Raw genomic sequence first — 21,951 nt, forward strand, 5'->3', positions numbered from 1 at the left:
CAGGTGCTCAATCGCGGTATTGACCTGTTCCTGGGTGACACCCCGTGCCATTGAAAGTCCTCTATTGCGCCGCCCTACCCCACGCTTGACCTACCAACGATAAGTGATGATTATCGTGGGTAATGGTCATTTATTGTAGTACAGACTACATATTATGAAGCATAAAGACACCCTGCCCGCCCTCGCCTCGCCCGCGGCCGGACTCGTGTTGCCCGAGCAGCTCGCACAACAGGCCGCGGATGCGGTGCGCGAGCTGCTAGCCGAGGCGGCGGCCGCCAACACTACGCGCAGCTACGCCAGCGCCCTGCGCTATTGGGCGGGCTGGCATGTCGCCCGATTCGGCATCGAGCTGCCCTTCCCGACGCCCGAGGCCACGGTCCTGCAGTTCGTGGTGGATCACGTCACGCGCCGAACGGCGGATGGCGACCTGGGATGGGAGTTGCCGGCGGCCGTCGACCAGGCCCTGGTCAGCGCCGGGCTCAAGGCTCAGCTCGGCCCCTGGAAGCTGGCGACGGTTCGCCATCGGATCGCCGTACTGTCCACGGCCCACCGACTCAAGCACGTCACCAACCCCTGCGAGCAGCCGGCCGTTCGGACCGTCCTGAGCCGGGCTGGCCGCGCCGCTGTGAAACGCGGCGAGCGGCCCCGGAAGAAGACCGCGATCGCCAAGGCCGAGCTCGAGGCCATGCTGGCCACCTGCGATGGCAGCCTGGAAGGCCTGCGGGACCGCGCCCTACTCTGCTTTGGTTTTGCCAGCGGGGGGCGTCGGCGCAGCGAAATCGCCGCCGCCAACATGCAGGACCTGCGTGCGGTCGGGACGGACGCCTACGTGTACCGGCTGGAGCACAGCAAGACACAGCAGGCCGGCGTGACAGCCACCTCAACGCCCGACAAGCCTGTCCTTGATCGTGCAGGCCAAGCCATGACGGACTGGCTTGAAACGACCGGCATCACCGAGGGCGCCATCTTCCGCCGCGTCCGCCACTCGAAGCTGGGCGCCCCACTCTCCCCCGCCGCCGTGGGTGAAATCGTCCAGCGCAGGGCCAGGCGGGCCGGGCTCGAGGGGGATTTTGGCGGGCACAGCCTCAGATCTGGCTTCGTAACGGAAGCTGGCCGCCAAGGAGTGCCGCTGGCCGCTGTTATGCAGATGACTGAGCATCGAGCGGTGTCGAGCGTTATCGGATACTTCCAAAGTGGAGGGTCCGTGAGCAACCCAGCTGCACGCCTGCTGGAAGATCCTTGAGGTCAGAAGAAACATAGACCCAGTTCAGGCTTGTTGTGTCTCGCATAAGTCAACTGCCAGGAGCGCCGGGCGCCAAGGTTGCTCGCTTGGCCTCGTCTAAAAAGAGCCCACTTCGATAGCCGCACGAATTCTCATTCTGACCATCAGACATCACTGTGTGCTCTGACTACGAAATGCATCATCTAGTTGAGTGGCCTTCCTCGCGGACCTCGAAAGGCGAATAATTTCGTCAGCCGTTGCAAGATCGTTCACAACTATTCTGTAGCCCTCCATGGCCTCGCGGAGAGCGACGATCTCGGCACGAATCTTGTCCATGTGCAAAAGATCATTTTCTTCTCCAGCCATTATGCTGACGTACCTAGCTTTCTCTTCATTCGTCCCATCTGTCCAGCCACGAAAGAACAGCGCCGCACCAATTCCATGTAACGACGTGGCGCGATTAAACTTTGTACCAAGAACGTCGTGAAGTTTCTCTTCAAGCTCCGGAGCAATAACCGACATAAACTCCTGCCCGAATATCGTGTCAGAAACGCGCATAAGGCGAACTGTCTGGCGGCGCAAAGCGTAGTCCCAACTAGCTAGGCGTTCTTTTGCTTCAACAGGGTTAAGCGAGCCAATCACGGCAACCGGATTTGGCTGTGCGTCCTCGAGGAGAAGTTCTCCTTCATCGGCCGCGTCCTTCAAATTGAAGTACGTTTCCAACAACGCGGAGATTGTGGCTTCTCGCTCGGCTCCAAGCTTCCTGCCCCGTAGATCAATGGCAGTAGACTTAAGAACGTCAATGAATGATATGAGTTCGCCGAACATTGTCGTATGTGGACCTACGCCTCAAGTTGGTTCGGATCGCCCCCCTCCAATGCCTATTCCTCTAGCGTCGTCGGGTACGGAACCGCCGTTACGGCACTCCACCCATCCCTAGCGGGAGCATCGCCGCCGGAAGTCCTAATATGTTGACTTTCCGTTGCAATAACCTTCGCGCCTCGGTGCATGAAAGCTCGAACGACAGCGTTTCGAGGGTGATCAGGATCGGTTTTCGCGGAACTGCAAATAGCAGTGAATGTTTCTGATCCCGACGGCGGCTGCGCAGGCAAACGGGGCCCAAGCCAGCGGTCTAGAAGCGCAGTAGAAACATTTCTGCGTGACCCATGGTGAGGGATCTGGATGCGATCAACTCCGGGCAATCCCAACCCGAATCGGTCGCAATAGTCGGCGGCTTCAGTCAATGCGCCTCTGCCGCCATCGCCCGTAAGAACAATGGTCTTCTCGGATAGAACCGCCATCTGAACCACGCTCATCTCGTTTTCGCAGCTGGTGCCGTCTGCCGGAAAGGACTCGTGGTTCCATGCGCCTGCAATCAGAGATGCCGCCTTTCTGGCACCAGCTCCCAGGATCCACCGAATTCTATCCATCGCTGTGGCCTCTGCTTCGGCTACGCTTTCCGGCGTTTTTTCGGAATCGACGATTAGATCCAAGTATCGGGCACGACTCGGCGCAAGCACAAGAAAGTGGCCAATGTATTCGCCTTGAAAAGGATCCCGAATTCTAACGCCTTTTCGCTGCGCTATTTCCTCGATATCAGCAAGGCTCGAATAGATTCCACGCAATCGTGACCGCAGGCGATCAACATTTGTGTATGTCGCGAAACGAGGCAGAAGTTCTTCCGCGTAGAGCCATGGACGCAGCATCCACAACTCGCCGACCTCCATGTTCTCAACGACATGGGAAAGCCCACCCGTATGATCACCGTCACAATGCGTCACAACAACGTGATCTATCCGACTCGTGCCGTAGTATTTCTTGATATTGGCTACGATTGTGGGGCCAGTCACTTTGTATCCCCCGTCGACCAGGTGCACAAGCGTTTGACCGGCAACTTCATAGCGAACAGAAATTGCATCGCCGCTCTTGTCCGTTTCGACGTCGAAGAAGTCGAGTTCGAAGAAGTCTGCCATTACCTTCCCTCTCTGGTAGATGCAATTGCCATTGCGGTGGTTACCCATCGCTCTGCCGTGACTCGCGCAGCGTTGACGTTAAGAATGAATTGCAAGACTAAAACGCCAAAATAAATCGCGATTAGGCTAGGCGATTTAATCTGCGTGAGAGCGATGCCGCCGAATACAAGCATCATCAACACAGCGAGAACAGCGTAGTCCCGACAGAAAAGGTATGTTCGCCGCTGGGTAGAAATTGCAGGCTCATCTCGAACCGTTGAGTAGATTTGGTACCAAAGCTTGTTTTGAAAGAACGGATCGGTCGGAAAAGGGCCGAATCGTTTCAGTAGAGCGGCCGCGTCAATGCGAGGGTCCTGCACAAGAAATTCAGTGAAGGCGCGACTACCGGGCAAAGGGTTCTCGCGCTTCCAGAACACTATCCTCTCCTTATTGGCCGTCGATATCTGAGAGTTGACGATAGTGATGAAAGCAAGCCCGATCACAGCTGGTATGGCCAAGTGCCAATTGGTCAAAGCACGAACCCACTCATTGAGTTCGAGGCGGTCTGTGGTCACTAGGCTATAGAGAACGACGGCATTGAGTACTACGGCCGCGTACAGGCCGATCCGGTTCTCGTCCTTCTGGGAACTTGCCAAGACTCAACTCCTGTAGGCCGGCGGGCTTCCGGCATGGTTCCAATCAACTGTTGGGGAGGGCGCCAGCAGAATCAAGCTCCCAAGTGGGTTGAACCTCGGACTGCCGTTCGCCTTCTGAAAAGCCGAAGATTGGTATGCGCGCGACGGCTCAATAAGCTGGTACGTTCTGACTCGCCCATTCCCAGATCGTTGTACCGCCTTACCCCCGATCATGGTCCCTAACCGAGCCCCCTGAGTGCTAACGCCGGGGAGACCTCCTGACGGCCATTAGCGGCCGCGTGCGTCTCGCCGCATGAGACAGGCCGACTTGAAGCTAGTCCCGGTGTCCCCCGAAAAGGGAGAGAATTTTTCGCACCCGAGTTGCGGCGGATCCGCCTGCCGACTTCACCTTTTGCTAGCAGCGGGACCGCGCGACTGATGAGCTTGTGGGACTTTCAGGCTTGTTCTGGGCGATGGGGCGGCGGTCGCCCCGCCTCGCTCGCAACTCCCGGTCCCGCCTGCAGCAGCCCGACCAGGTGGTCACTGACGGTGATTCCGCGTACGTTTCCAACTCAAAGTACCTGGACCGGAAAATGGGTGGGCAGGTCAAGCTGACTGAGCATCGTGCCGTGCGGCACGATCGAAACACCCGGGTTGGGCTTCAGGAGAGTGAGACCACTATGTTGGGCTGGATCCGCAAGCTAATCGGCGCCCCAGCTTCCCGGCCACCCGCCGCGGCCGTGGGTGATGCCGCGCGATCGGTGAGCTTCACCGGCGACGAGTTCTATGGTGCGAACAGCGACATCCTGGATGGAGTTCAGTTCAGCGCGACGCTTCAGGCGCGCACGCCCCTAAGGATCCTCGAACACCATGGCGAGGTATTCCGTGGCCCGCCTTCGCAAGCTCCCGATTACGGCGGCCAGGAGCACGGGATCTGGCTGCCAAAGACGAAGGGCGAGCTGGGTGATTTCCTTCAGCAAGGCGCCAAACATGCCAGCGACGCAGGCCCCGTGGCGCCCGCAGACTACCTTCCGTTCCTGAAGGCGTTCCGCGCCATCGTGGAAGGCCCCGGGGACGTGATGGAGAAGATCCGCCTTCTGCGCCTGCTGCCCAAGGAATCGCCGGTGTTCAAGCGGTTCTGGAGCAAGCTCACGTCCTACTACCCGGACTTCCCCGAGAGCTTCTTCTACCGGCGGCTGACCGAGCTCGAGGGCGTCGGCCCGACGACTGCCAAGCGCCTGTTCGAGAGTGGAATCAGGTCGATTGAAGACGTGCACGCGGCCACGGATGCCGACCTACTCGCGGTTCAGGGGGTAGGCAAAGCGCTGGTGGCCAAGATTCGCAGCGCTGACCAGTCAGGTTCCGCGCGGGAGCGGCAAGAGGGCGCTCCCCCGTAGCAGCACCGGATCGAAGCTGAAGACGTGCTCGTGCGGCGCGGCCGCGCACCGACCGACAATGCGATCGGGGAACGCCGTGCCTCCGTCTTGGAGGTCCACGTCGGAGCCGCAAACCGGGCACGGAGCCCAGTGGCGCACCACCGACAGCCAGCCGGAGGGCGTGGCGCCTTGCCGCCGGCGGACGAGGTGCAGCTGTGCAAAGTCCTGCGTGAACGCTAGCTGCCCCATCGGGAGGATCACGAGGCGGTCGCTGGGAAGGCGCAGCCAGGGCCGCGTGCCGAACCGCCAACAGCTCCACGCCACAGCGAGCATGAAGCCACCGATGGCGATACCTGCGGAGCTGTCTGCCCCGGGGGAGAGCATGACTACGAGGGCGAGCCAGACGATGCCGAGGTCGAGGATTACGTTGGACAGAACCATCAGGAAGAGGGCCAGCCCGCGGCGGGACAACAACGGGAACCCGCCGGGCGGCGAGAGCCAGCGAAGCGGCAGCGCGAGGCGGGCCGGTTCCGCGGTGTAGTGGATGGCGCCGTCATGCCGCAGCTCGGCGTCGTCTGCCGCGGGTAGCGCCCGGGCGAGCGGTTCAAAGCGGAATCCCCAGACCGTCTGGTTCCCCTTCCCTCCCCCTGTGCGCCGGGACAGCGTCACCTGCGCCGTGATACCGGCGTGGCGAGCGTCCGCGGCACGGCCGGACTCACGAGAATCCCACCATTCCGCCATCCGGGCCGAGCGGACCCACTTCCCCGGATCGTGCTCGTTGGCCTGCTCGACCTCGAGGCTGTATTCGCGGGCCAGCGTGCCCACGTCGATCAGCGCCGGCTGGTCGCCCCGCTCTGCCGCGGCGAGAGCGCGCTGGGCGAGAAGCTCGAGGAGCCTGGCCGCCTTGGAGTTGTCGGCATTGCGTGCGAGCCAGCCGCGGAGCCATTGCGCCGCCTGCAGCGAACCCGCCGGGAGGGTTTGAGCCGCTTCTGGCCTGTTTTGGTCATCGAGCATGCTGTTTCCTGAGGTTGTGTCCATCACCAGGAAATCCTACATGCCCTCGCCTGCCCGGCGGCCTTGTCCCAAGCGTATTGAGCCGCGTACCACCCTGCTGATGCCTTTCGCGCTGCGGGACGGCCGAATGGTTGCCCCTCACCAGGTAGTGACCGGTCTGGCCTGCGGGTGCGTTTGCGCCTGCTGCGGCGCGCCGGTCATGGCCAAGGCGCTTGACAGCAAGGACCGGCGGGCGCACTTCTCGCACCACGGGCGTACCGCATGCTCTGGCGGCGTCGAGTCGGCGCTGCATCGGATGGCCAAGCAGGTGATCGCCGACCGCCGGGAGCTGCTGCTGCCGGCGTGGAATGGATCGCCCGAGATGCCTAACCCGCCCACGCGGGTGAACCAAATGGGGGAGACGGTCGTCGGCGTGCCCGTGGGCTTCCCCGCGCGGGTGGTCGAGCTGGCTGTGGTGTCCATCGAGGATCGTGGCGTCGCGGCCGACTACCGGCCGGATGTGCTGGTGCGGGATCAGGAAGGCGAGCTGCTCGTCGAAATCCGGGTCTCGCACCGCGTGGATCCGCTCAAACAGCGGCGCGTGCAGGCCGACGGCCGGCGCATGCTGGAGATCGACCTGTCCGCCCTGCCGGTGGAGGGGCTGGATCTGGCTGGGGTCGAGCGCGCCGTGCTGTACGGCCAGAACAACCGGCACTGGATCTCGTATCCAGCTGCCACGGAGGCTTGGCGAGCTAGCTGGACAGACCTACAGTCGATGGTCGCTGCGATGGATCGCGGTATCGCGGCTGGTCAACGGGAGCAACAGCAGCGCGATGCCCCGGTCCGAGCACGCCTGAGGGCCATGCACGCCCATGACCTGGAGCGGCTTGCTTCCCTGGCTGCCCCTGAAGCCCAGGCTGCCCGTCTCGCGGAGTTCGCAGCTCGTGATGCGCCCGTGCTCGAGGAGGCCCTGTCGCAACTTCCTGCGGCCTTGCACAGCGCGGTGCTCTGCCCCCACGGGGGCGACTGGGCGTACTCGACGCTCCCGGAGCTCTGGAAGGCCAGCGTGGTCGTCGAGCGCATCCTTCCCATGCACCGAGGCAGCACCGTCAGCCGCCCGGAATTGGCGAGATGGGTACGCGAGACGTTTGGAGTGCCCGCACCCCTGTGGCGGCTTTATGAGGCTCAGAAAAGAAGCAACGCCCTAGCCGCGGCACAGGGCTGGCGACCGCACGCATGGTTCCTCACGGACGAGGAGAACGCTTCCATCCCGGATCCTGAAGGGGCGGTGGCCGGGCTGCTGGCGCGCCTGGCGGGGGAGCGTGTGCTGCGGGCCCTGCGCGGCAGGCCGGGAATCTACGTCCGAACGTGAGACAAATGTGCCCGACTCCAACACGATCGAAAATGGCGGGAGGTTCTAGTGTCCGTTCTGGGCGTAGCCCTCCCCTCCCCTCCCCTCCCCTCCCCGGAAAGCGTCTCCTATTCCAATACCCGAGCGCGTCCGCCTCCGGCGTGAGGCGGCAGTAGGCAGCTGCCCACCCTGGACCGCGTTCAGCGCCAGAGACCTGGTCAGCCTCCACCGGCATCGACCATCAAGTGAGCCGGTACCCGTACCGGCGGCTCGCGGCCGGGCATAATCAGGCGATCAGGTACAGGGAATCTGTCGAAATGACACCGGAAGAATTCATTACTCGATGGAAGGGCCACGAATTCAATGAACGGGAAGGCGCGCAGTTGCACTTTTCGCACCTTTGCCGCCTGCTGGGAGTGGAAGAACCACTCAAGAAGGGCGAGTACCAGTTCGAGCGCGGTGCTGAGAAGTCCAGCGGCGGTAACGGCTGGGCCGACGTATGGAAGCGTGGTCACTTCGCATGGGAGAACAAGAAGCCGGGCCGCAACCTGAAGGATGCGCTAAAGCAGCTCACCGACTATGCGCTGCAGCTTGAAAGCCCGCCGCTGCTGGTGGTCTGCGACCGCGAACGCATCATCATCCATACGGCGTTTACCGGCTATCCCGATGAGCCGAAGGAAATTCGCATCGAGGAGCTGGTCGATGAATCCAAGCGCCAGTTGCTGCGCTGGGTGTTCACTGAACCGAACAAGCTGCGGCCGGAAAAGTCATCCGCGGCTATCACGGCCGAAGCGGCTAAGCGATTCGCGGACTTGGCCGAAGCCATGCGTCAGCGTGGCCAAGACCCCGACAAGGTGGCGCACTTTCTCGTGCAATGCTTGTTCTGCATGTTCGCCGAAGACGAGGAACTGCTGCCGGAAGGCATCTTCACCAGTTTGCTGACCAAGGCGGGTGCCGACGCGGATAGGGCAGCCGACCGCATCACTAAGTTGTTCACGGCAATGGGCGAGCAAGGCGGTGACTATGGCGACGACGCCATAGCTTGGTTCAACGGCGGGCTGTTCAAGGCCATCGCCCCGCCCAAGCTCATCGAGTCCGACTTGGCAACCCTCCGTGCCGCTGCCGCCAACATGGACTGGCGTGCCATTGATCCGACCATCTTCGGCACCTTATTCGAGCGCGGTCTGGGCGACCGCCGAGCGCCGCTGGGCGCCCACTACACAGACACTGGGACCATCGCTAAGTTGGTTGCCCCATTGGTAAGCGAGCCTTTGCTGGCCGAATGGGAGGCCGTGCACGCAAAGATTGCCAAGCTCGCGCCGAAGTTCGGGATGACAAAGGGGCGCGGCAAGTCCTATCGTTCGAATGATGCCAAGCTCCAAGGCGAGGCGCTGTATCAAAGCTTCCTATTGCGCCTGAGCCAGTTCCGCGTGCTTGACCCGGCCTGCGGATCCGGCAACTTCTTGTACCTCGCTTTGAAAGCATTGCGGGACGTGGAGAAGCTCGCCCACGTGCAGGCCCAGGAACTGGGCCTGCATGGCGAAGTCACGATGCAGACTGGTCCTCACAATATCCTGGGGTTAGAAATCAATGAGTTTGCGGCAGAGCTGGCGCGGGTCACCGTCTGGATTGGCGATATCCAGTGGTGCCGACAGAACGTCTGGCAGCACAGCATCAACCCTATCCTGAAGCCGTTGGATGGCATCCAGAACCGGGATGCGCTGTTGAACAAGGACGGAACCGAGTCGCAATGGCCGAAGGCCGACGTCATTGTGGGAAACCCACCTTTTCTTGGCACCAAGAAGCAATGGAGCGAACTGGGGCGCGAGTACACCGAGAGGATGCGGTCCGTGTATGGGACCCGGGTTCCCGGGTTCGCTGACTTGGTGTGCTATTGGTTTGAAAAAGCGCGTGCCCAAATCGAGGCGGGAAACGCACAAATGGCCGGCTTGGTGGCAACCAACTCAATTCGAGGGGGCGAGAATCGCAGCGTCCTCGACCGCATAGTGCAGACTACCCGCATCTTTCGGGCGTGGAGCGATGAGAGCTGGGTCAATGACGGCGCAGCGGTCCGCGTGTCGATGGTTTGCTTTGGCAAAAACGGCGAACCGGCACAGTTGGACGAGAACACCGTAGTGAAAATCAACCCCGACTTGACTTCTGGCGTAGCTGTTACGACAGCCAAGAAGCTGATTGAAAACGCAAACTGCGCCTTCGTCGCCACCGTGAAAGCAGGGCCATTCGATATTCCGGGTGAAACGGCACGGGCATGGCTGAAGCTGCACAACCCGAACGGCATGCCAAATAGCGACGTGGTCAAGCCTTGGGCAAACGGCATGGATGTTACACGCCGATCTTCGGATACGTGGATTATCGATTTCGGTGTCCGCATGGAGGAGGCCGCAGCCGAGCTGTACGAGACACCTTTTGCGCACGTCAAGAAGGCTGTGAGTGCCCAACGTGACGCGAGCACAAAAGACACCAAGTACAAACGGTTCTGGCAAATGGCGCGCCCAATTCCTGCAATGCGCGAAGCTCTGCGAGGTCGGGGTCGATATCTCGTCACGCCTGTAGTTGCAAAGTACCGCCTGTTCGCATGGATGGATGCGGGCGTTCTTGCAGACCATCAACTTATCGCCATTGCCCGCGAAGATGACACTACGTTTGGCGTTCTACACTCGCGCTTTCATGAAATCTGGGCGCTGCGACTCGGCACAGAGCTTGAAGACAGACCCCGCTACACACCAACGACCACATTCGAGACTTTTCCATTCCCGGACGGCTTAACCCCGAAAGACACCAAGGACGGCGCCCCAGACACGGAGGCCGGCAGAGCTATCTCAGCAGCTGCCAAGCAGCTCAACAATCTGCGCAATACGTGGCTTAACCCGCCGACAATTGTGGATTGGGTTCGGACGCCGGAAGAAGAAGCTGCCGGCTTCCCCAAGCGCCCCGTCGCCAAACCTGGCTATGAGGCCGAGTTAAAAAAGTACACGCTCACCAACCTCTACAACGCCAGAGCCAAGGGCGACGCCGCGTGGCTAGACCGTGCGCACAAAGACTTGGACAAGGCTGTGGCTGCCGCTTACGGCTGGACCGACTACACCCCAGATATGCCTGATGAGGAGATTCTGGGTCGCCTGCTGGCTCTGAACCAAGCGCGCGTTGATAGTGCCCTGTTGGGGGAAGATATCCGGCCTAATGCGAAGAAAGCCAAGGTTACGAGGTCCAAGGCTACGGAGGCCAAGTTTTAGTCAGCTTGCCACCCGTTGGTCGGTCCACTGTAGGCGCCGGTAACTCTAACCTTTGCGCCGCGAGGTACTGACCAACGATTCTGGCGTTGACTAAGCCAAGCGGCCTGGAGGGCGGCGACTGGAAGCTCGGGGGCGCGGCTGGCTGCTGCTACCGACCATTAGCCGACCCGATGCTTCAGTCCCAGGAGGCTTGCGTTCAACTGCGAGGGCTCCATTTCTTATCGACTCGGCCGTGGTGTGCGCGGCGGATGCTGGAGAAGCGGATGGCCAAGGTCGGTCGCAATGCCCCCTGCCCGTGCGGCAACGGGAAGAAGTTCAAGAAGTGCCACGGCGCGCCGAAGGAGGCCCCGGTGAAGCGCCCGCCCGGACCGCCCCAAGAAGTGTTCGAGGCCTTGATGCGCCGAGCCCACGCAAAGCAGGTGCAGACCGTTCGTCAACAGGGTCACGGCCGCCCCATCGTCTCCAACGAGTTGAAGGGCACCCGGTTCGTCGTCGTAGGCCAGGAACTCGCCTACGGGCCCTGGAAGATTTTCCCCGACTTCCTCCTCCACTACGTGCGAGCGCGCCTGGGGTTTGAGTGGGGCGAAGCTGAGAAGGGTAAGCCCGAGGTGGAGCGCCACCCGTTCGTCCGCTGGTGGGAAGCGTTCGGCGCCCAGCGCGAGCGCCACACTACGTCGGCCGATGGGATCAACACCATGCCAATGTATGGAGCGGCCAGCGCCGTGCTTGGGCTCGCTTACGACCTCTACACCATCGAACACAACGCCGAGGACGAGCAGGCCGCCGCCTCGTTTCAGCGGATGCTGGCCCGGCTGCGCATCGCCGACCAGTTCATGGGCGCCAGGCACGAAGCCCGGGCTGCTGGCATGCTGCTGCGCGCCGGGTTCAAGTTGGCCTGGGAAGACGAGCAGGTGCGCCAGGACGGTGGGCATGGGGAGTTCGTGGCTACGTTCCCCGAGACGGGCCGCTCGTTCTGGGTCGAGTGCAAGATGCGCCAGCCCGAACGCGAAGACGCCCGCTTCCGCTATACGCACCTAGTCAGCGAAGCCCTACAGAAGGCCACCGACCTGGAACGTTTGGTCTTCGTAGAGCTGGCCTACACCGGCGCCCCGTTGAACGAGGAAACGGGCGGCTGGGCAGGCATCGCCGTGAACCAGTTGCGCACGCTCGAGCAACAGCTCACGTCTCTTCCCGCAGCCCTGGTGGTGCTCACCAACTTCCCTGAGCACTGGCAGCTTGATCAGCCCATGGAGGGCACGGGCGTTGTGATGGAAGGATTCGGGACGGATCGGTACCGCATGGGTCAAGAAGAAGAATTGCTGGCCGCCATCGAAGCCAAGGAGCGCAACCGCGAAATCGAGTTCCTGTGGACCTCGCTGCAGAAGCACTCACGCGCTCCCATCACTTTCGACGGCTCGTTGCCCGGCGTCGATCCCGATAGACAGCTGGTGCTTGGGCGTTCCTACCCTCTGCCCGACGGCCAGCTGGGTGTGCTGGAAGAAGCCACGGTGGTCGAGCAGTGGAAGCAAGCCGCCTGCTTCATGCGCCGCGCTGACGGCACGCGCGTCATGGTCAACATCGATCTGAGCGAGGACGAACTGGACGCATGGAAGCGCCATCCCGATACGTTTTTCGGCGAGCTTCGACCCCACCACCCGCCGGCCAAGAACGCGATGGATCTCTACGAGTTCTTCCACTCCAGTTATGTGAATACCCCGAAGGAAAAGCTGCTGGAGTTTATGGCGTACCACCACAACATCGCTGAGCTGCGCGAACTTCCCCAGCCCGAGCTAGCCAAGCGCTACGCCTACGCACTGGCCGCCACCGTCGTTAAGGACGCGCCCGCGCCGGCTACGCCCACCTGGCAAAAGCGGCTGCGAAAACCTCCCACAAGGAAATAGCCCAGCCGGTCCAAACACCGTTCCTTTCTATAGCCCGCGCGCGGTGCGCGCCCCTAAGCCATGCAAATTAGGGTCGCCGGATACCTGCTTTTGGGTCGGAAGTTGCCCTCACCTACCCCCGATAACGTGCCCTTATCTGCCCTGGACCAAGCTCGCCGACACGGGTATCAAGGCCTTGGCGCTCTTGAAATAACGCCCATGGGTCCTTCTGAGCGCCACTTCGTCAGCTGCGTGCAGCAGCACGACTTCGCGCCGAGTGTTTTCGGCGCGCAGGCGGAGTTCAAGGGCAAGCCGCGCGTCGTCGGCCTGTTCGCGTTCGGTGTCGGCAAACGCGACTAAGTTGACGATTTCGCCGCGCTGGCGGTCGTATTCGATGAGAAAAAGCATGTTCTACTCCCTGTGCGATTCGGCCAGTTTGCGAGCAATCTCCGCCACGGCGGCCGCGAACTTCTGGTGCTGTCCCTCGACCTCCTGCTCGATCTGCTCGACGAAGCGGCCCACGTTCGAAACTGCTCCAAGAATCGAGCGCTCGCTTTCCGGTCCGCCCCCGTACTTCAGGGCGGGCTCTGCGGTATCGCCCAGCATCTCGGCGTATTCGGCCTAGGCATGCTGAGGTTCGATCCGGATCTGGATCGCGACGGCCCGGCCCTCGACCCGGGCGAACACATGCACCGCCTTGTGGCCATTGCTCGGGGCTCGCGTCTGTCCACGACCGTGCAGTCCGGAAACAGCGCTGTGAGCCGGGCCACCAGTTCATCCTGCTGGCGGGAATTTCCCACGACCAGGCGGCAGCCGGCTACGTCCTGCATCTGGCCCAGCCGCGTGGAAGAACTGACCAGTGCGCTGCAGCCCAATGTGGGCTCAGGTGCACGCCAGGGTTAGAACCGGTGCGAAACCGCCCCCGGGCGTGCGAAAGTTAGTGGTTTGCCCGTGATAGAGACGGGCCGCGAAGAACAGCACTTGCCCCTCATAGGCATAGCCGCGCAGATCGACCTTCAGTGGAGTTGATTCGGGTCCTGTGTGTCGCACACTGGGTGGAATCAGGGCCTGCGCCACATAGTCCTGGTCGGCCATCTGCGCCCAAGTCTTGCGAGTGAGCTTGTCGCCCCGGTAGCTGGCGCGGCTGCCAAAGCCCCCGGCTGGCTTGAAGAACCATTCTTGTCGTGTAGCCCACAGTTGCTCGCGATTGTCCGCGCTCACCAGCACCGTTCGCGGGACCATCTCGGTGAGCAGCGTCTGCCGATCCGGCGACAGTCCTGCTTTGGCCAAGAATGTGCGGTCTCCCAACAAAGTCAGGTTGCGCTTGTCGGCCCACAGGGCGTGGGCGCGTGGATGGGGGCTCAGCGCCACCGCACCCGCGAGATACGCCAGGCGCAGGGCCTGCGAGGTGGGAGCCATCAACGCGAAGTCAGTGAGGCGGTTGTATACGCAGCCGATGCGCTCCTCGCCCAGGCGCAGCGCCCCGTCGACAAACCGCAGGTCGCCTGGGTCGCAGATCGCCGTCCGATAGCCCCGCGCTTCGAGCGCACGTTTGAACAGCATGAACTCAGCATAAAGATACTGCTGCTCTGGCGCGTGATCCACGATGGCCACCAGCGAGTTATCGGCGCGTCCGCCCTGCGCCTGCCATTCATCGAGCAGGACGTCGATGGCGGCCTGCTCGGCCTCGCTGGAAGCGGCCGGCGTGCTCAGCGACGGCAGGCAAAGACGCTGTGCCTTGGCCAAGAGGGCATTGAGCAGCAGGCCACCGGGATTGGTGTTGATCTCGATGAGCCGGGGTCCTGTGGGCCCCAGATGAAAGTCAAAGCCCAGCAGTCCGCCGGGCGAGCCAGGATCGTGCCGGGCGATGACGGGCGCCCAGGCCAACGCGGTTTCGACGAAGGCAGGGGTCGCGACGGCTGCGCTCAATGCCTGTACGGCCGCCTCCATCTGCCTAACAGTGTGCTCGGGCACGAAGATCGGCAGTGCGGCGAACAAGTGTGCGTGGGCGTCGGTCAAGCGACTGGGTGCGCCCTCTGACGCCAGCAGGCCGTTGACTTGCTCACGCACGGAATCCGGATCCACGGCGACGCAGAAACAATCGCGATGCAGGGCCTCGGCGGTCACGGTTTCCACGCAGGGCGCACCGCACCCCTCCAGGACGCGGCGAATGACGGGCTGGGTCACAACGGTCACGGGACTTGGATCCTCTCAGCAGGGAGTGCGTGTCGGACGGCGGACGGATCCGATGCTACGCTTGTCACGGGGCTGGGGCGCCGGAACTTTCCGGACCGAAGCCTGTCCGATGCCCGGAGCCGGTGGGTTGACGCAGGTCAAGCCGCCAAGACACCAGAACAGGTACCGTGCCGCCCAGGATGAAGACATTTCGCCGCCACCGCTTGCGTACCCGCCTTTCGCTTCTGGCGATGGTGGCGCTGCTGTGGTCGCAATTGGTCCTGGCTGCCCACCCGGCCTGTACCTTGGCCAGTATGGCAATGGACAATGCCCACGACGTGTCGACAGGGCACGTCGACCCCGAGCCGGCCCCCTGCCATCCGTCGCCGTCCCCGGAGAGTTCTCCTGTTTGCGATACCCACTGCAGTCGCAGTGACCTGAGTCCGGACGTGGCTCGCGTGCTGGCCGTTCCTGCCTTGGGCGCCTGCTCTGTCGTTCCGGTCATGAGCGTGCAGCGCCTGCCTCATGAGCCTGATGCCGCCCAAACCCCGGGGCCCTTGCGCTCCTGGCATCGACCGACCGCCCACCCCGCCAGTCTCTTGTTGATTTGATCCCGCACCGATGACCGGCCGGCGCCGCTGTGCGCCGTCGCCGGAGACATCGGTTCGGCCGCGTCCTGCGGCCGGTGCCGTCCGACCCACCCCTGCGGCCCCCGTGGCCAGCAGCCGTGCAAGGCGAACATCATGGGATCCACGCTCACCTTTACCCCCCCGGGGCCCCGCCCTAACCACCCGCGCCGTGGCGCGCTCCGCGCTTTGGCCTTGGCGACACTGCTCGCGTTCGCGCCAGCGTCCTTCGCTGACACGCCGCTACCCGGAGCCGATGTCGAGTCCGTGCGGACCTGGTTGTTGGGCAACAATCCGGACCTGCAGGCGATGCAGGCCGAGGCAGAAGCAGCGCAGGCACGCATTTACCCAGCTGGCGCCCTGCCCGACCCGATGGTCGGCATCTCATTGCAGGGGATCAACCCTGATCGCCCGAACTTACTGCCCGGTAACGTCGGGTCGGCGACCTACAGCGTGAAACAGCCTATCCCGCTATGGGGCAAGCGCGGGTTGGCCCGCGACGTGGCGCGACAGCAGGCTGACGCCATCCAGCTGGAGCGGGAAGCCGCGGCGCTGAGGTTGCTGGCGCAGGCGGAGCAGGCCTATGTGCGCTACTGGCATGCCCGCGAGGGTGTGGCCGTGGTTGACCGGCTGATCGAACTGTTGGCGCAGATGGAAGAGGTTGCCCGGGTACGGTACGCCTTGGGCGTCGCGGCCCAGCAGGATTCCATCCGCGCGCAGGTGGCCCGCACCGCGATGCAGCGCGAACGTATCGAGCGCCTGGCTATCCGTGAAGAGGCCGTGGCCATGTTGAACGCCACCCTCGGCCGGCCGGCCGACGCCCCCTTGGCCGAGCCGACCGGCGAGCCCGTGCTGGCCGTGCCGGCCGCTTCGCTCGGCGAAGCGCTCGGCCTGCTGGCGGAGGCCCGGCATCCTGCCTTGCGGGCCAGTACGGCACTGGCTGGGGCGGCCGATACGGCGGCGCAGCTCCAGCGCCGCCGCCGTTTGCCTGATCTCACGCTCGGCGTGGGCGTCATGCAGCGCGATGATCGCGTCGACGCCTACGAGGTGATGCTCGAAGTGGAGATCCCGCTACAGCGGCGTGCGCTGCGTGAGCGAGAGCGTGAGGCCCTGCTCATGAGGGACGCCGCAACGGCGCGTGCCGAGGCGATCGGCACCGAACTGCAGGGCCAACTGGGCCAGGCGTGGGCCCAGACGCGGAGTGCACGCGAGCAGCGCCGCCTGATCGAGCAGACATTGTTGCCGCAGGCGCAGGCCAACTTCGAATCCGCCCTCGCCAGCTACCGGGTCGGCGACGTCGACTTCGGCACCTTGTTGGAGGCCTTGGAGGCCTGGCAAGGCGCTGATCTGTCGCGCGTGGATGTCCGTCGTAATGAACTCGTTGGCGCCGCTACGGTGCGCGCCCTGATTGGGAGTGTCGAATGAATCGGTTCAATTGGAGTGTCCTGGCCCTCGCTGTTGGAGCGGCGCTGGCCCTGGGGTGGTGGTCGGGACGCGCCTCGGCGCCGGACGCCGGGTCGCTGAACGTCCAGGAGACCTCGGCCGAATCGGGCGAGCGCAAAATCTTGTACTACCGCAACCCCATGGGTCTGCCCGACACCTCGCCCGTGCCCAAGAAGGACGCCATGGGCATGGACTACATCCCGGTATTTGAGGGCGGAGAGCCCGCGGCGGAGCCCGGAACGGTCGTGTTGCCGCCCGACAAGGTCCAGAAATTGGGCGTGCGCACCGAGGTGGCCGTTCGAGAGGCCTTGGTCGCCAACGTCCGTGCGAGCGCCTCGGTGCAGGTGGACGAGACCCGGCAATTTGTAGTCGCCCCGCGCTTCGAGGGCTGGATAGAGACCCTGTACGCGAACGAGACCGGCATGACGGTGCGGCGCGGCGAGCCGCTGATGGCGATCTACAGCCCGGAGCTGATCGCGGCCCAAGGCGAGTACGCGGTGGCCGACGCGGCGGCGAAACGTCTGGCCGACAGTGATCCGGCCAGCGCCGCCACCATGCGCCAGTTGCGCGACGCGGCGCAAACACGCCTGCGCAACTGGGAGGTGGCAGGGGCACATGTCGCTCGCCAGGGCCGCGAGGCGCGCCTGGTGCTGTCGGCACCCGCCGATGCCGTTGTGGTCGACAAGCCTGTCGTCCAGGGTGACCGATTCACCCCGGGCCAGACCATCCTGCGGCTCGCCGACCTCTCCACGGTCTGGGTGATCGCCGAGGTGCCGACATCGGCGTCGGCCGATCTGGCGATCGGCAGCCAGGCCAGCTTCGAGACGCCCAGCCTGCCCGGACAGCGCTTCGAAGGCGAGGTGAGCTTCCTCCAGCCGGTCGTCAACCTGACCAGCCGCACGGTCGGCGTGCGAATCGAACTCCCGAACCCCGACGGGGTCCTGCGTCCCGGGCTCTTTGGTGATGTGGAACTGCAGGGCCGCGGCGGGGACCCGACCGTCGTGGTGCCGCGATCGTCCGTCATCGACTCCGGGACGCGCCAATTGGTCCTGGTGGAGACGGCCCCGGGCCGATTCGCGCCACGCGAGGTTCGCTTGGGTGCTCGGGCCGGTGATCGGGTCGCCGTGCTGTCGGGCGTCGAGGCCGGGGAGAAGGTCGTGGTCTCGGCGAACTTCCTGATCGATGCGGAGAGCAACCTGCGATCGGCCATGCAGGGCATGGAACATGGATCGCCTCCCCCGGCCGAGGATCACAGCGCCCATGAGGCGACGGCAGCACCACCGGCCGAAGACCCGCACGCCGCCCACACGGGAGGGCAGTGACATGCTCGCCCGCCTGATCGAATGGTCGGTCCGCAATGTCTTCCTGGTCCTGGTGATGGCAATCGCCATCACCGCGGCGGGCATTTATGCCGTCGCCCGAACCCCGCTCGATGCCCTGCCCGATCTCTCCGATGTGCAGGTGATCGTCTTCACTGAAGTGCCCGGCCAGGCGCCGCAGGTGGTCGAGGACCAGGTCACCTACCCGCTGACCACGGCCATGCTCGCGGTGCCCAAGTCCAAAGTCGTGCGCGGCTTCTCGTTCTTCGGGGCCTCGTTCGTCTACGTGATCTTTGAGGACGGCACCGACATCTACTGGGCACGCTCGCGCGTGCTTGAGTACCTGAACTTTGCGTCCAAGAAGCTGCCCGAAGGCGTGACCCCGACGCTGGGTCCGGACGCCACGGGCGTGGGCTGGGTCTACCAATACGTGCTCGAGGGCGAACAATGGTCACTCGACCAGCTACGCGCCATCCAGGACTGGTATGTGCGCTACCAGCTGACCAAGGCCCCGGGCGTCGCCGAAGTGGCCAGCGTCGGCGGCTTTGTTCGCCAGTACTCGGTCACGGTCGATCCCGGCCGGTTGCGCCAGTACGGCATTCCTTTGTCGAGAATCTCGGAGGTGATCGCCAGCAGCAATCGGGACGTCGGCGGGCGCGTGCTTGAAATGGCGGAAACGGAGTACATGATCCGCGGCCGCGGTTACCTGCGCGGCATTGAAGACATTGAGCAACTGGTCGTCAAGGCCGAGGACGGCACCCCGGTCCTCGTGGGCGACCTGGCCCGGGTCGAGCTGGTGCCCGATGAACGCCGTGGCGTCACCGAGCTCAACGGAGAGGGGGAGGTGGTCGGCGGTATCGCGGTGGCGCGCTATGGCGAGAACGCCCTGACGGTCATCGATGGGATCAAACAGAAAATCGCGGAGATCGGTCCTGGCCTGCCTGAAGGTGTCTCAATCCGCGCCGTCTACGATCGCTCCGACCTGATTCACCGGGCTATTGCGACCCTGCGCTGGACCCTGCTCGAAGAGAGCGTGATCGTGGCGCTTGTGTGCATCGTGTTCCTGTTCCATGTCCGCAGCGCGCTGGTCGCAATCATCATGCTGCCCGTGGGCGTGCTGATCGCCTTCCTGGCGATGCGCCTGCTGGGCATGAACTCGAACATCATGAGTCTGGGCGGCATTGCGATCGCCATAGGCGCGATGGTGGACGCCGCGATCGTGATGATCGAGAACGCGCACAAGCACATCGAGCGCGACGATGGAACCAAACCGCGTATCCAGCTGATCATCGATGCCTGCCGCGAGGTCGGCCCCGCCCTGTTCTTCAGCCTGCTGATCATCACGGTGTCGTTCCTGCCGGTGTTTGCCCTGGAAGCGCAGGAAGGCCGGCTGTTCCATCCGCTGGCGTTCACAAAGACCTTTGCTATGGCGGGCGGCGCGCTGTTGTCGGTGACCCTGGTCCCGGTCCTGATGCTGCTGTTCGTGCGCGGCAAGATCCTGCCGGAAGCGAAGAATCCGGTGAACCGGTTCCTGATCGCGATCTACCGGCCGGTGATTGCCGTCGTTCTCAAGCACAAGGCGGCCACGCTGGTGCTGGCCCTGGTTGCCCTGCTCGGAACGGCCTGGCCTGCCTCGCGCCTGGGCAGCGAGTTCATGCCCACGCTCAACGAGGGCACCCTGCTGTACATGCCCGCGTCACTCCCGGGCATGTCGGTCACCAAGGCGGCGGAATTGCTCCAGCAGCAGGACCGGATCATCAAGACCTTCCCGGAAGTCGAGTCGGTCTTTGGCAAGGCCGGGCGCGCCCTGACGGCCACGGACCCGGCACCGCTGGAGATGTTCGAGACCGTCATCAACCTTAAACCCGAAGACCAATGGCGCGAGGGCATGACCATCGACGCCCTTATCGCCGAGATGGACACGGCGCTGCAGTTCCCCGGCGTGGCCAATTCCTGGACCATGCCGATCAAGGCCCGCACGGACATGCTGGCCACCGGTATCCGCACGCCGATCGGCATCAAGGTGTTCGGAACGGACCTGGGGGAGATGGAGCGACTGGCCAAGGAGATCGAGGCCGCAGTGCGGACCGTGCCGGGCACCACCAGCGCCTACGCCGAGCGTCTCACCGGCGGGTTCTACCTCGATATCGAACCCGACCGTCGCCAGTTGGCGCGTTACAACTTGCCGGTCGGCGAGCTGCAAGACGTCATCGCGGCCGCGCTGGGTGGCGAGATGGTCACCACGACGGTGGAAGGGCGTGAGCGCTTTGGCGTGATCGTGCGCTATCCCAGGGAATTGCGCGACAGTCCGGAAACCATTGCGCAGCAAGTGTTGGTCCCCACCATGGACGGCGCCCAGATTCCCTTGGGCGAGTTGGCGCACGTGACGGTTCGCAAGGGCGCGCCGTCGATCCGTACCGAGAACGCCCTGCTATCGGCCTACATCTACGTCGACACCCGCGATCCGGACATGGGGGCCTACGTTCGCTCCGCACAGGAGGCCGTAGCCCAGTCGGTCACCTTCCCGCCGGGCTACTACGCCACCTGGAGCGGCCAGTACGAGTACATGCAGCGGGCGATCGCCAAGATGAAAATCGTGGTGCCGGTGACGCTGTCGCTGATCTTCCTGCTCTTGTACCTGAACTTCCGCCGGGTCACCGAGTCGCTGATCGTGATGCTGTCCGTGCCCTTTGCCTTGGTCGGCGGCGTGTGGCTGATGTGGGCGCTGGACTACAACCTCAGTGTCGCGGTTGCCGTTGGCTTCATTGCGCTGGCCGGTGTCGCGGCCGAAACCGGCGTGGTGATGCTGATCTACCTTGACCATGCCTTGGAAGCCCGCGCCAAAGACCGGGAGGCGAAAGGCGAGGCGCTGACCTTGGCGGACATCACGGACGCCATCGTCGAGGGCGCCGTCGAACGCGTCCGACCCAAGATGATGACCGTGGTCGCCATTATGGCTGGCCTGCTGCCGATCATGTGGAGCACCGGCACCGGTTCGGAAGTCATGCGGCGCATTGCCGCGCCGATGGTCGGCGGGATGGTGTCGTCCACGATCCTGACGCTGGTCGTGATCCCGGTGATCTACGCGCTGGTCAAGCGCCGGGAGCTGCTGGGCCCCCGGGCGCAGGCCGTCCCGGTCGCCGGATTGTCGGAGGCGGCGCGATGATCGGCCCCCTCCCGTCCATTGACCTGCGTGCGGCACCCAGCTTTAGGGTCGACAGACCGCGCTCGTGCCGCGCGGTGAACCGACGCCGAGTCCGCGCCGAGGCTAGGGGGCGGCCGTACGGCCCGGGCCTGTCGCCCGGGCCGACGCGCCGCTCCCGGAGCCTGCGGTCCGCTTGCCTCCCGGTCCTACCTCAGGAGTTCGCCTTGACCCATCACGACTCACATCCACTTCCGCCGTCGCGGACACTCGAGCCAAGGCATGCGCGGACCTTGCGGGCTCGTCAATTGACGTAGGTCAAAGCCGGTCCCTAGGAGAGGTGTAACGTGCTGAGTAGGATGAACCGCTTCCGCCGCCACCGCTGGCGTACTCCCATTTCGCTGCTGGCGATGCTGGCGCTGGTATGGGCACAACTGGTTCTGGCGGGCCATCCGGCGTGCATGGGCTCGGCGATGGCTTCGATGCCCGCCCATGCCGAACATGCCGATCATGGCCAGTCCGCGGGAGCCGATCCGGCCCCACCGTGCCATGGCACTCCGCTCAATGGGGACACGCCCCTGTG

General features: G+C 63.6%; 15 protein-coding genes. 8 read left to right on the top strand and 7 right to left on the bottom strand.

Annotated elements, in window-relative coordinates; genetic code table 11:
* Positions 1-154: 154 nt before the first annotated feature.
* Positions 155-1,243 (top strand): site-specific integrase, encoded by a 1,089-nt coding sequence (locus Q0C12_RS00005; protein ID WP_290884409.1) that lies wholly within the window; start codon positions 155-157, stop codon positions 1,241-1,243.
* Between the two features lie 150 nt (positions 1,244-1,393).
* On the opposite strand, the gene Q0C12_RS00010 is transcribed toward Q0C12_RS00005, so the two are convergent.
* The 3 genes from Q0C12_RS00010 to Q0C12_RS00020 are packed head-to-tail and all read right to left on the bottom strand — an operon-like array spanning position 1,394 to position 3,830.
* Complete coding sequence (locus Q0C12_RS00010; protein WP_290884412.1) at positions 1,394-2,050, bottom strand: hypothetical protein; 657 nt, start codon at positions 2,048-2,050, stop codon at positions 1,394-1,396.
* A gap of 53 nt (positions 2,051-2,103) precedes the next feature.
* Entirely contained in the window at positions 2,104-3,195 is a 1,092-nt protein-coding gene (locus Q0C12_RS00015; RefSeq protein ID WP_290884414.1) for an MBL fold metallo-hydrolase, read from the bottom strand.
* A complete protein-coding gene (locus Q0C12_RS00020; RefSeq protein WP_290884417.1) occupies positions 3,195-3,830 on the bottom strand; it encodes a hypothetical protein in 636 nt (211 codons plus the stop codon). The genes Q0C12_RS00015 and Q0C12_RS00020 overlap by 1 nt, the downstream gene beginning before the upstream one ends.
* Positions 3,831-4,345: 515 nt before the next feature.
* On the opposite strand from Q0C12_RS00020, the gene Q0C12_RS00025 reads away from it, so the two are divergent.
* Entirely contained in the window at positions 4,346-5,206 is an 861-nt protein-coding gene (locus Q0C12_RS00025) for a helix-hairpin-helix domain-containing protein (RefSeq protein ID WP_290884420.1), read from the top strand.
* Here the strand turns inward: Q0C12_RS00025 and Q0C12_RS00030 are convergent.
* On the bottom strand, positions 5,165-6,199 hold the full coding sequence (locus Q0C12_RS00030; RefSeq protein ID WP_290884423.1) for a hypothetical protein: 1,035 nt from the start codon (positions 6,197-6,199) through the stop codon (positions 5,165-5,167). The genes Q0C12_RS00025 and Q0C12_RS00030 overlap by 42 nt on opposite strands.
* Before the next feature lie 199 nt (positions 6,200-6,398).
* Here Q0C12_RS00030 and Q0C12_RS00035 point away from each other — a divergent pair, with 199 nt between their 5' ends.
* From Q0C12_RS00035 to Q0C12_RS00045, 3 genes are all read left to right on the top strand, one after another.
* A complete protein-coding gene (locus Q0C12_RS00035; protein WP_290884426.1) occupies positions 6,399-7,550 on the top strand; it encodes a hypothetical protein in 1,152 nt (383 codons plus the stop codon).
* A gap of 296 nt (positions 7,551-7,846) precedes the next feature.
* Positions 7,847-10,783 (top strand): DNA methyltransferase, encoded by a 2,937-nt coding sequence (locus Q0C12_RS00040; protein ID WP_290884429.1) that lies wholly within the window; start codon positions 7,847-7,849, stop codon positions 10,781-10,783.
* 263 nt (positions 10,784-11,046) lie between these two features.
* On the top strand, positions 11,047-12,684 hold the full coding sequence (locus Q0C12_RS00045; protein WP_290884431.1) for an SEC-C metal-binding domain-containing protein: 1,638 nt from the start codon (positions 11,047-11,049) through the stop codon (positions 12,682-12,684).
* Between the two features lie 132 nt (positions 12,685-12,816).
* Here the strand turns inward: Q0C12_RS00045 and Q0C12_RS00050 are convergent, their stop codons facing one another.
* From Q0C12_RS00050 to Q0C12_RS00060, 3 genes are all read right to left on the bottom strand, one after another.
* Positions 12,817-13,071, bottom strand: coding sequence for a hypothetical protein (locus Q0C12_RS00050; protein ID WP_290884434.1), 255 nt, complete (start codon positions 13,069-13,071; stop codon positions 12,817-12,819).
* A 3-nt stretch (positions 13,072-13,074) separates the two neighbouring features.
* Complete coding sequence (locus tag Q0C12_RS00055) at positions 13,075-13,269, bottom strand: hypothetical protein (RefSeq protein ID WP_290884437.1); 195 nt, start codon at positions 13,267-13,269, stop codon at positions 13,075-13,077.
* A 276-nt stretch (positions 13,270-13,545) separates the two neighbouring features.
* Entirely contained in the window at positions 13,546-14,859 is a 1,314-nt protein-coding gene (locus Q0C12_RS00060) for a hypothetical protein (RefSeq protein WP_231693836.1), read from the bottom strand.
* Between the two features lie 800 nt (positions 14,860-15,659).
* Between Q0C12_RS00060 and Q0C12_RS00065 the strand changes: the two genes are divergently transcribed.
* The 3 genes from Q0C12_RS00065 to Q0C12_RS00075 are packed head-to-tail and all read left to right on the top strand — an operon-like array spanning position 15,660 to position 21,392.
* Positions 15,660-16,889 carry a TolC family protein gene (locus Q0C12_RS00065; protein ID WP_240183432.1) on the top strand — a complete coding sequence of 410 codons (1,230 nt, stop codon included), beginning with the start codon at positions 15,660-15,662 and terminating at the stop codon, positions 16,887-16,889.
* Positions 16,886-18,229: an efflux RND transporter periplasmic adaptor subunit gene (locus Q0C12_RS00070; RefSeq protein ID WP_290884446.1), complete on the top strand. Its 1,344-nt coding sequence runs from the start codon at positions 16,886-16,888 to the stop codon at positions 18,227-18,229. The genes Q0C12_RS00065 and Q0C12_RS00070 overlap by 4 nt, the downstream gene beginning before the upstream one ends.
* Before the next feature lies 1 nt (position 18,230).
* Positions 18,231-21,392, top strand: a complete 3,162-nt coding sequence (locus tag Q0C12_RS00075; RefSeq protein WP_343212408.1) for a CusA/CzcA family heavy metal efflux RND transporter — start codon at positions 18,231-18,233, stop codon at positions 21,390-21,392.
* Positions 21,393-21,951 lie beyond the last annotated feature (559 nt).

The sequence above is a fragment of the Arenimonas sp. genome (genome assembly GCF_022842045.1).
Taxonomy (GTDB): Bacteria; Pseudomonadota; Gammaproteobacteria; order Xanthomonadales; family Xanthomonadaceae; genus Arenimonas.

Bases quoted from the DNA above. Each gene is read 5' to 3' on its own strand.
- Q0C12_RS00005 (WP_290884409.1), top strand. From the start codon at position 155: ATGAAGCATAAAGACACCCTGCCCGCCCTCGCCTCGCCCGCGGCCGGA.
- Q0C12_RS00010 (WP_290884412.1), bottom strand. From the start codon at position 2,050: ATGTTCGGCGAACTCATATCATTCATTGACGTTCTTAAGTCTACTGCC.
- Q0C12_RS00015 (WP_290884414.1), bottom strand. From the start codon at position 3,195: ATGGCAGACTTCTTCGAACTCGACTTCTTCGACGTCGAAACGGACAAG.
- Q0C12_RS00030 (WP_290884423.1), bottom strand. From the start codon at position 6,199: ATGCTCGATGACCAAAACAGGCCAGAAGCGGCTCAAACCCTCCCGGCG.
- Q0C12_RS00035 (WP_290884426.1), top strand. From the start codon at position 6,399: ATGGCCAAGGCGCTTGACAGCAAGGACCGGCGGGCGCACTTCTCGCAC.
- Q0C12_RS00040 (WP_290884429.1), top strand. From the start codon at position 7,847: ATGACACCGGAAGAATTCATTACTCGATGGAAGGGCCACGAATTCAAT.
- Q0C12_RS00045 (WP_290884431.1), top strand. From the start codon at position 11,047: ATGGCCAAGGTCGGTCGCAATGCCCCCTGCCCGTGCGGCAACGGGAAG.
- Q0C12_RS00050 (WP_290884434.1), bottom strand. From the start codon at position 13,071: ATGCTTTTTCTCATCGAATACGACCGCCAGCGCGGCGAAATCGTCAAC.
- Q0C12_RS00055 (WP_290884437.1), bottom strand. From the start codon at position 13,269: ATGCTGGGCGATACCGCAGAGCCCGCCCTGAAGTACGGGGGCGGACCG.
- Q0C12_RS00070 (WP_290884446.1), top strand. From the start codon at position 16,886: ATGAATCGGTTCAATTGGAGTGTCCTGGCCCTCGCTGTTGGAGCGGCG.
- Q0C12_RS00075 (WP_343212408.1), top strand. From the start codon at position 18,231: ATGCTCGCCCGCCTGATCGAATGGTCGGTCCGCAATGTCTTCCTGGTC.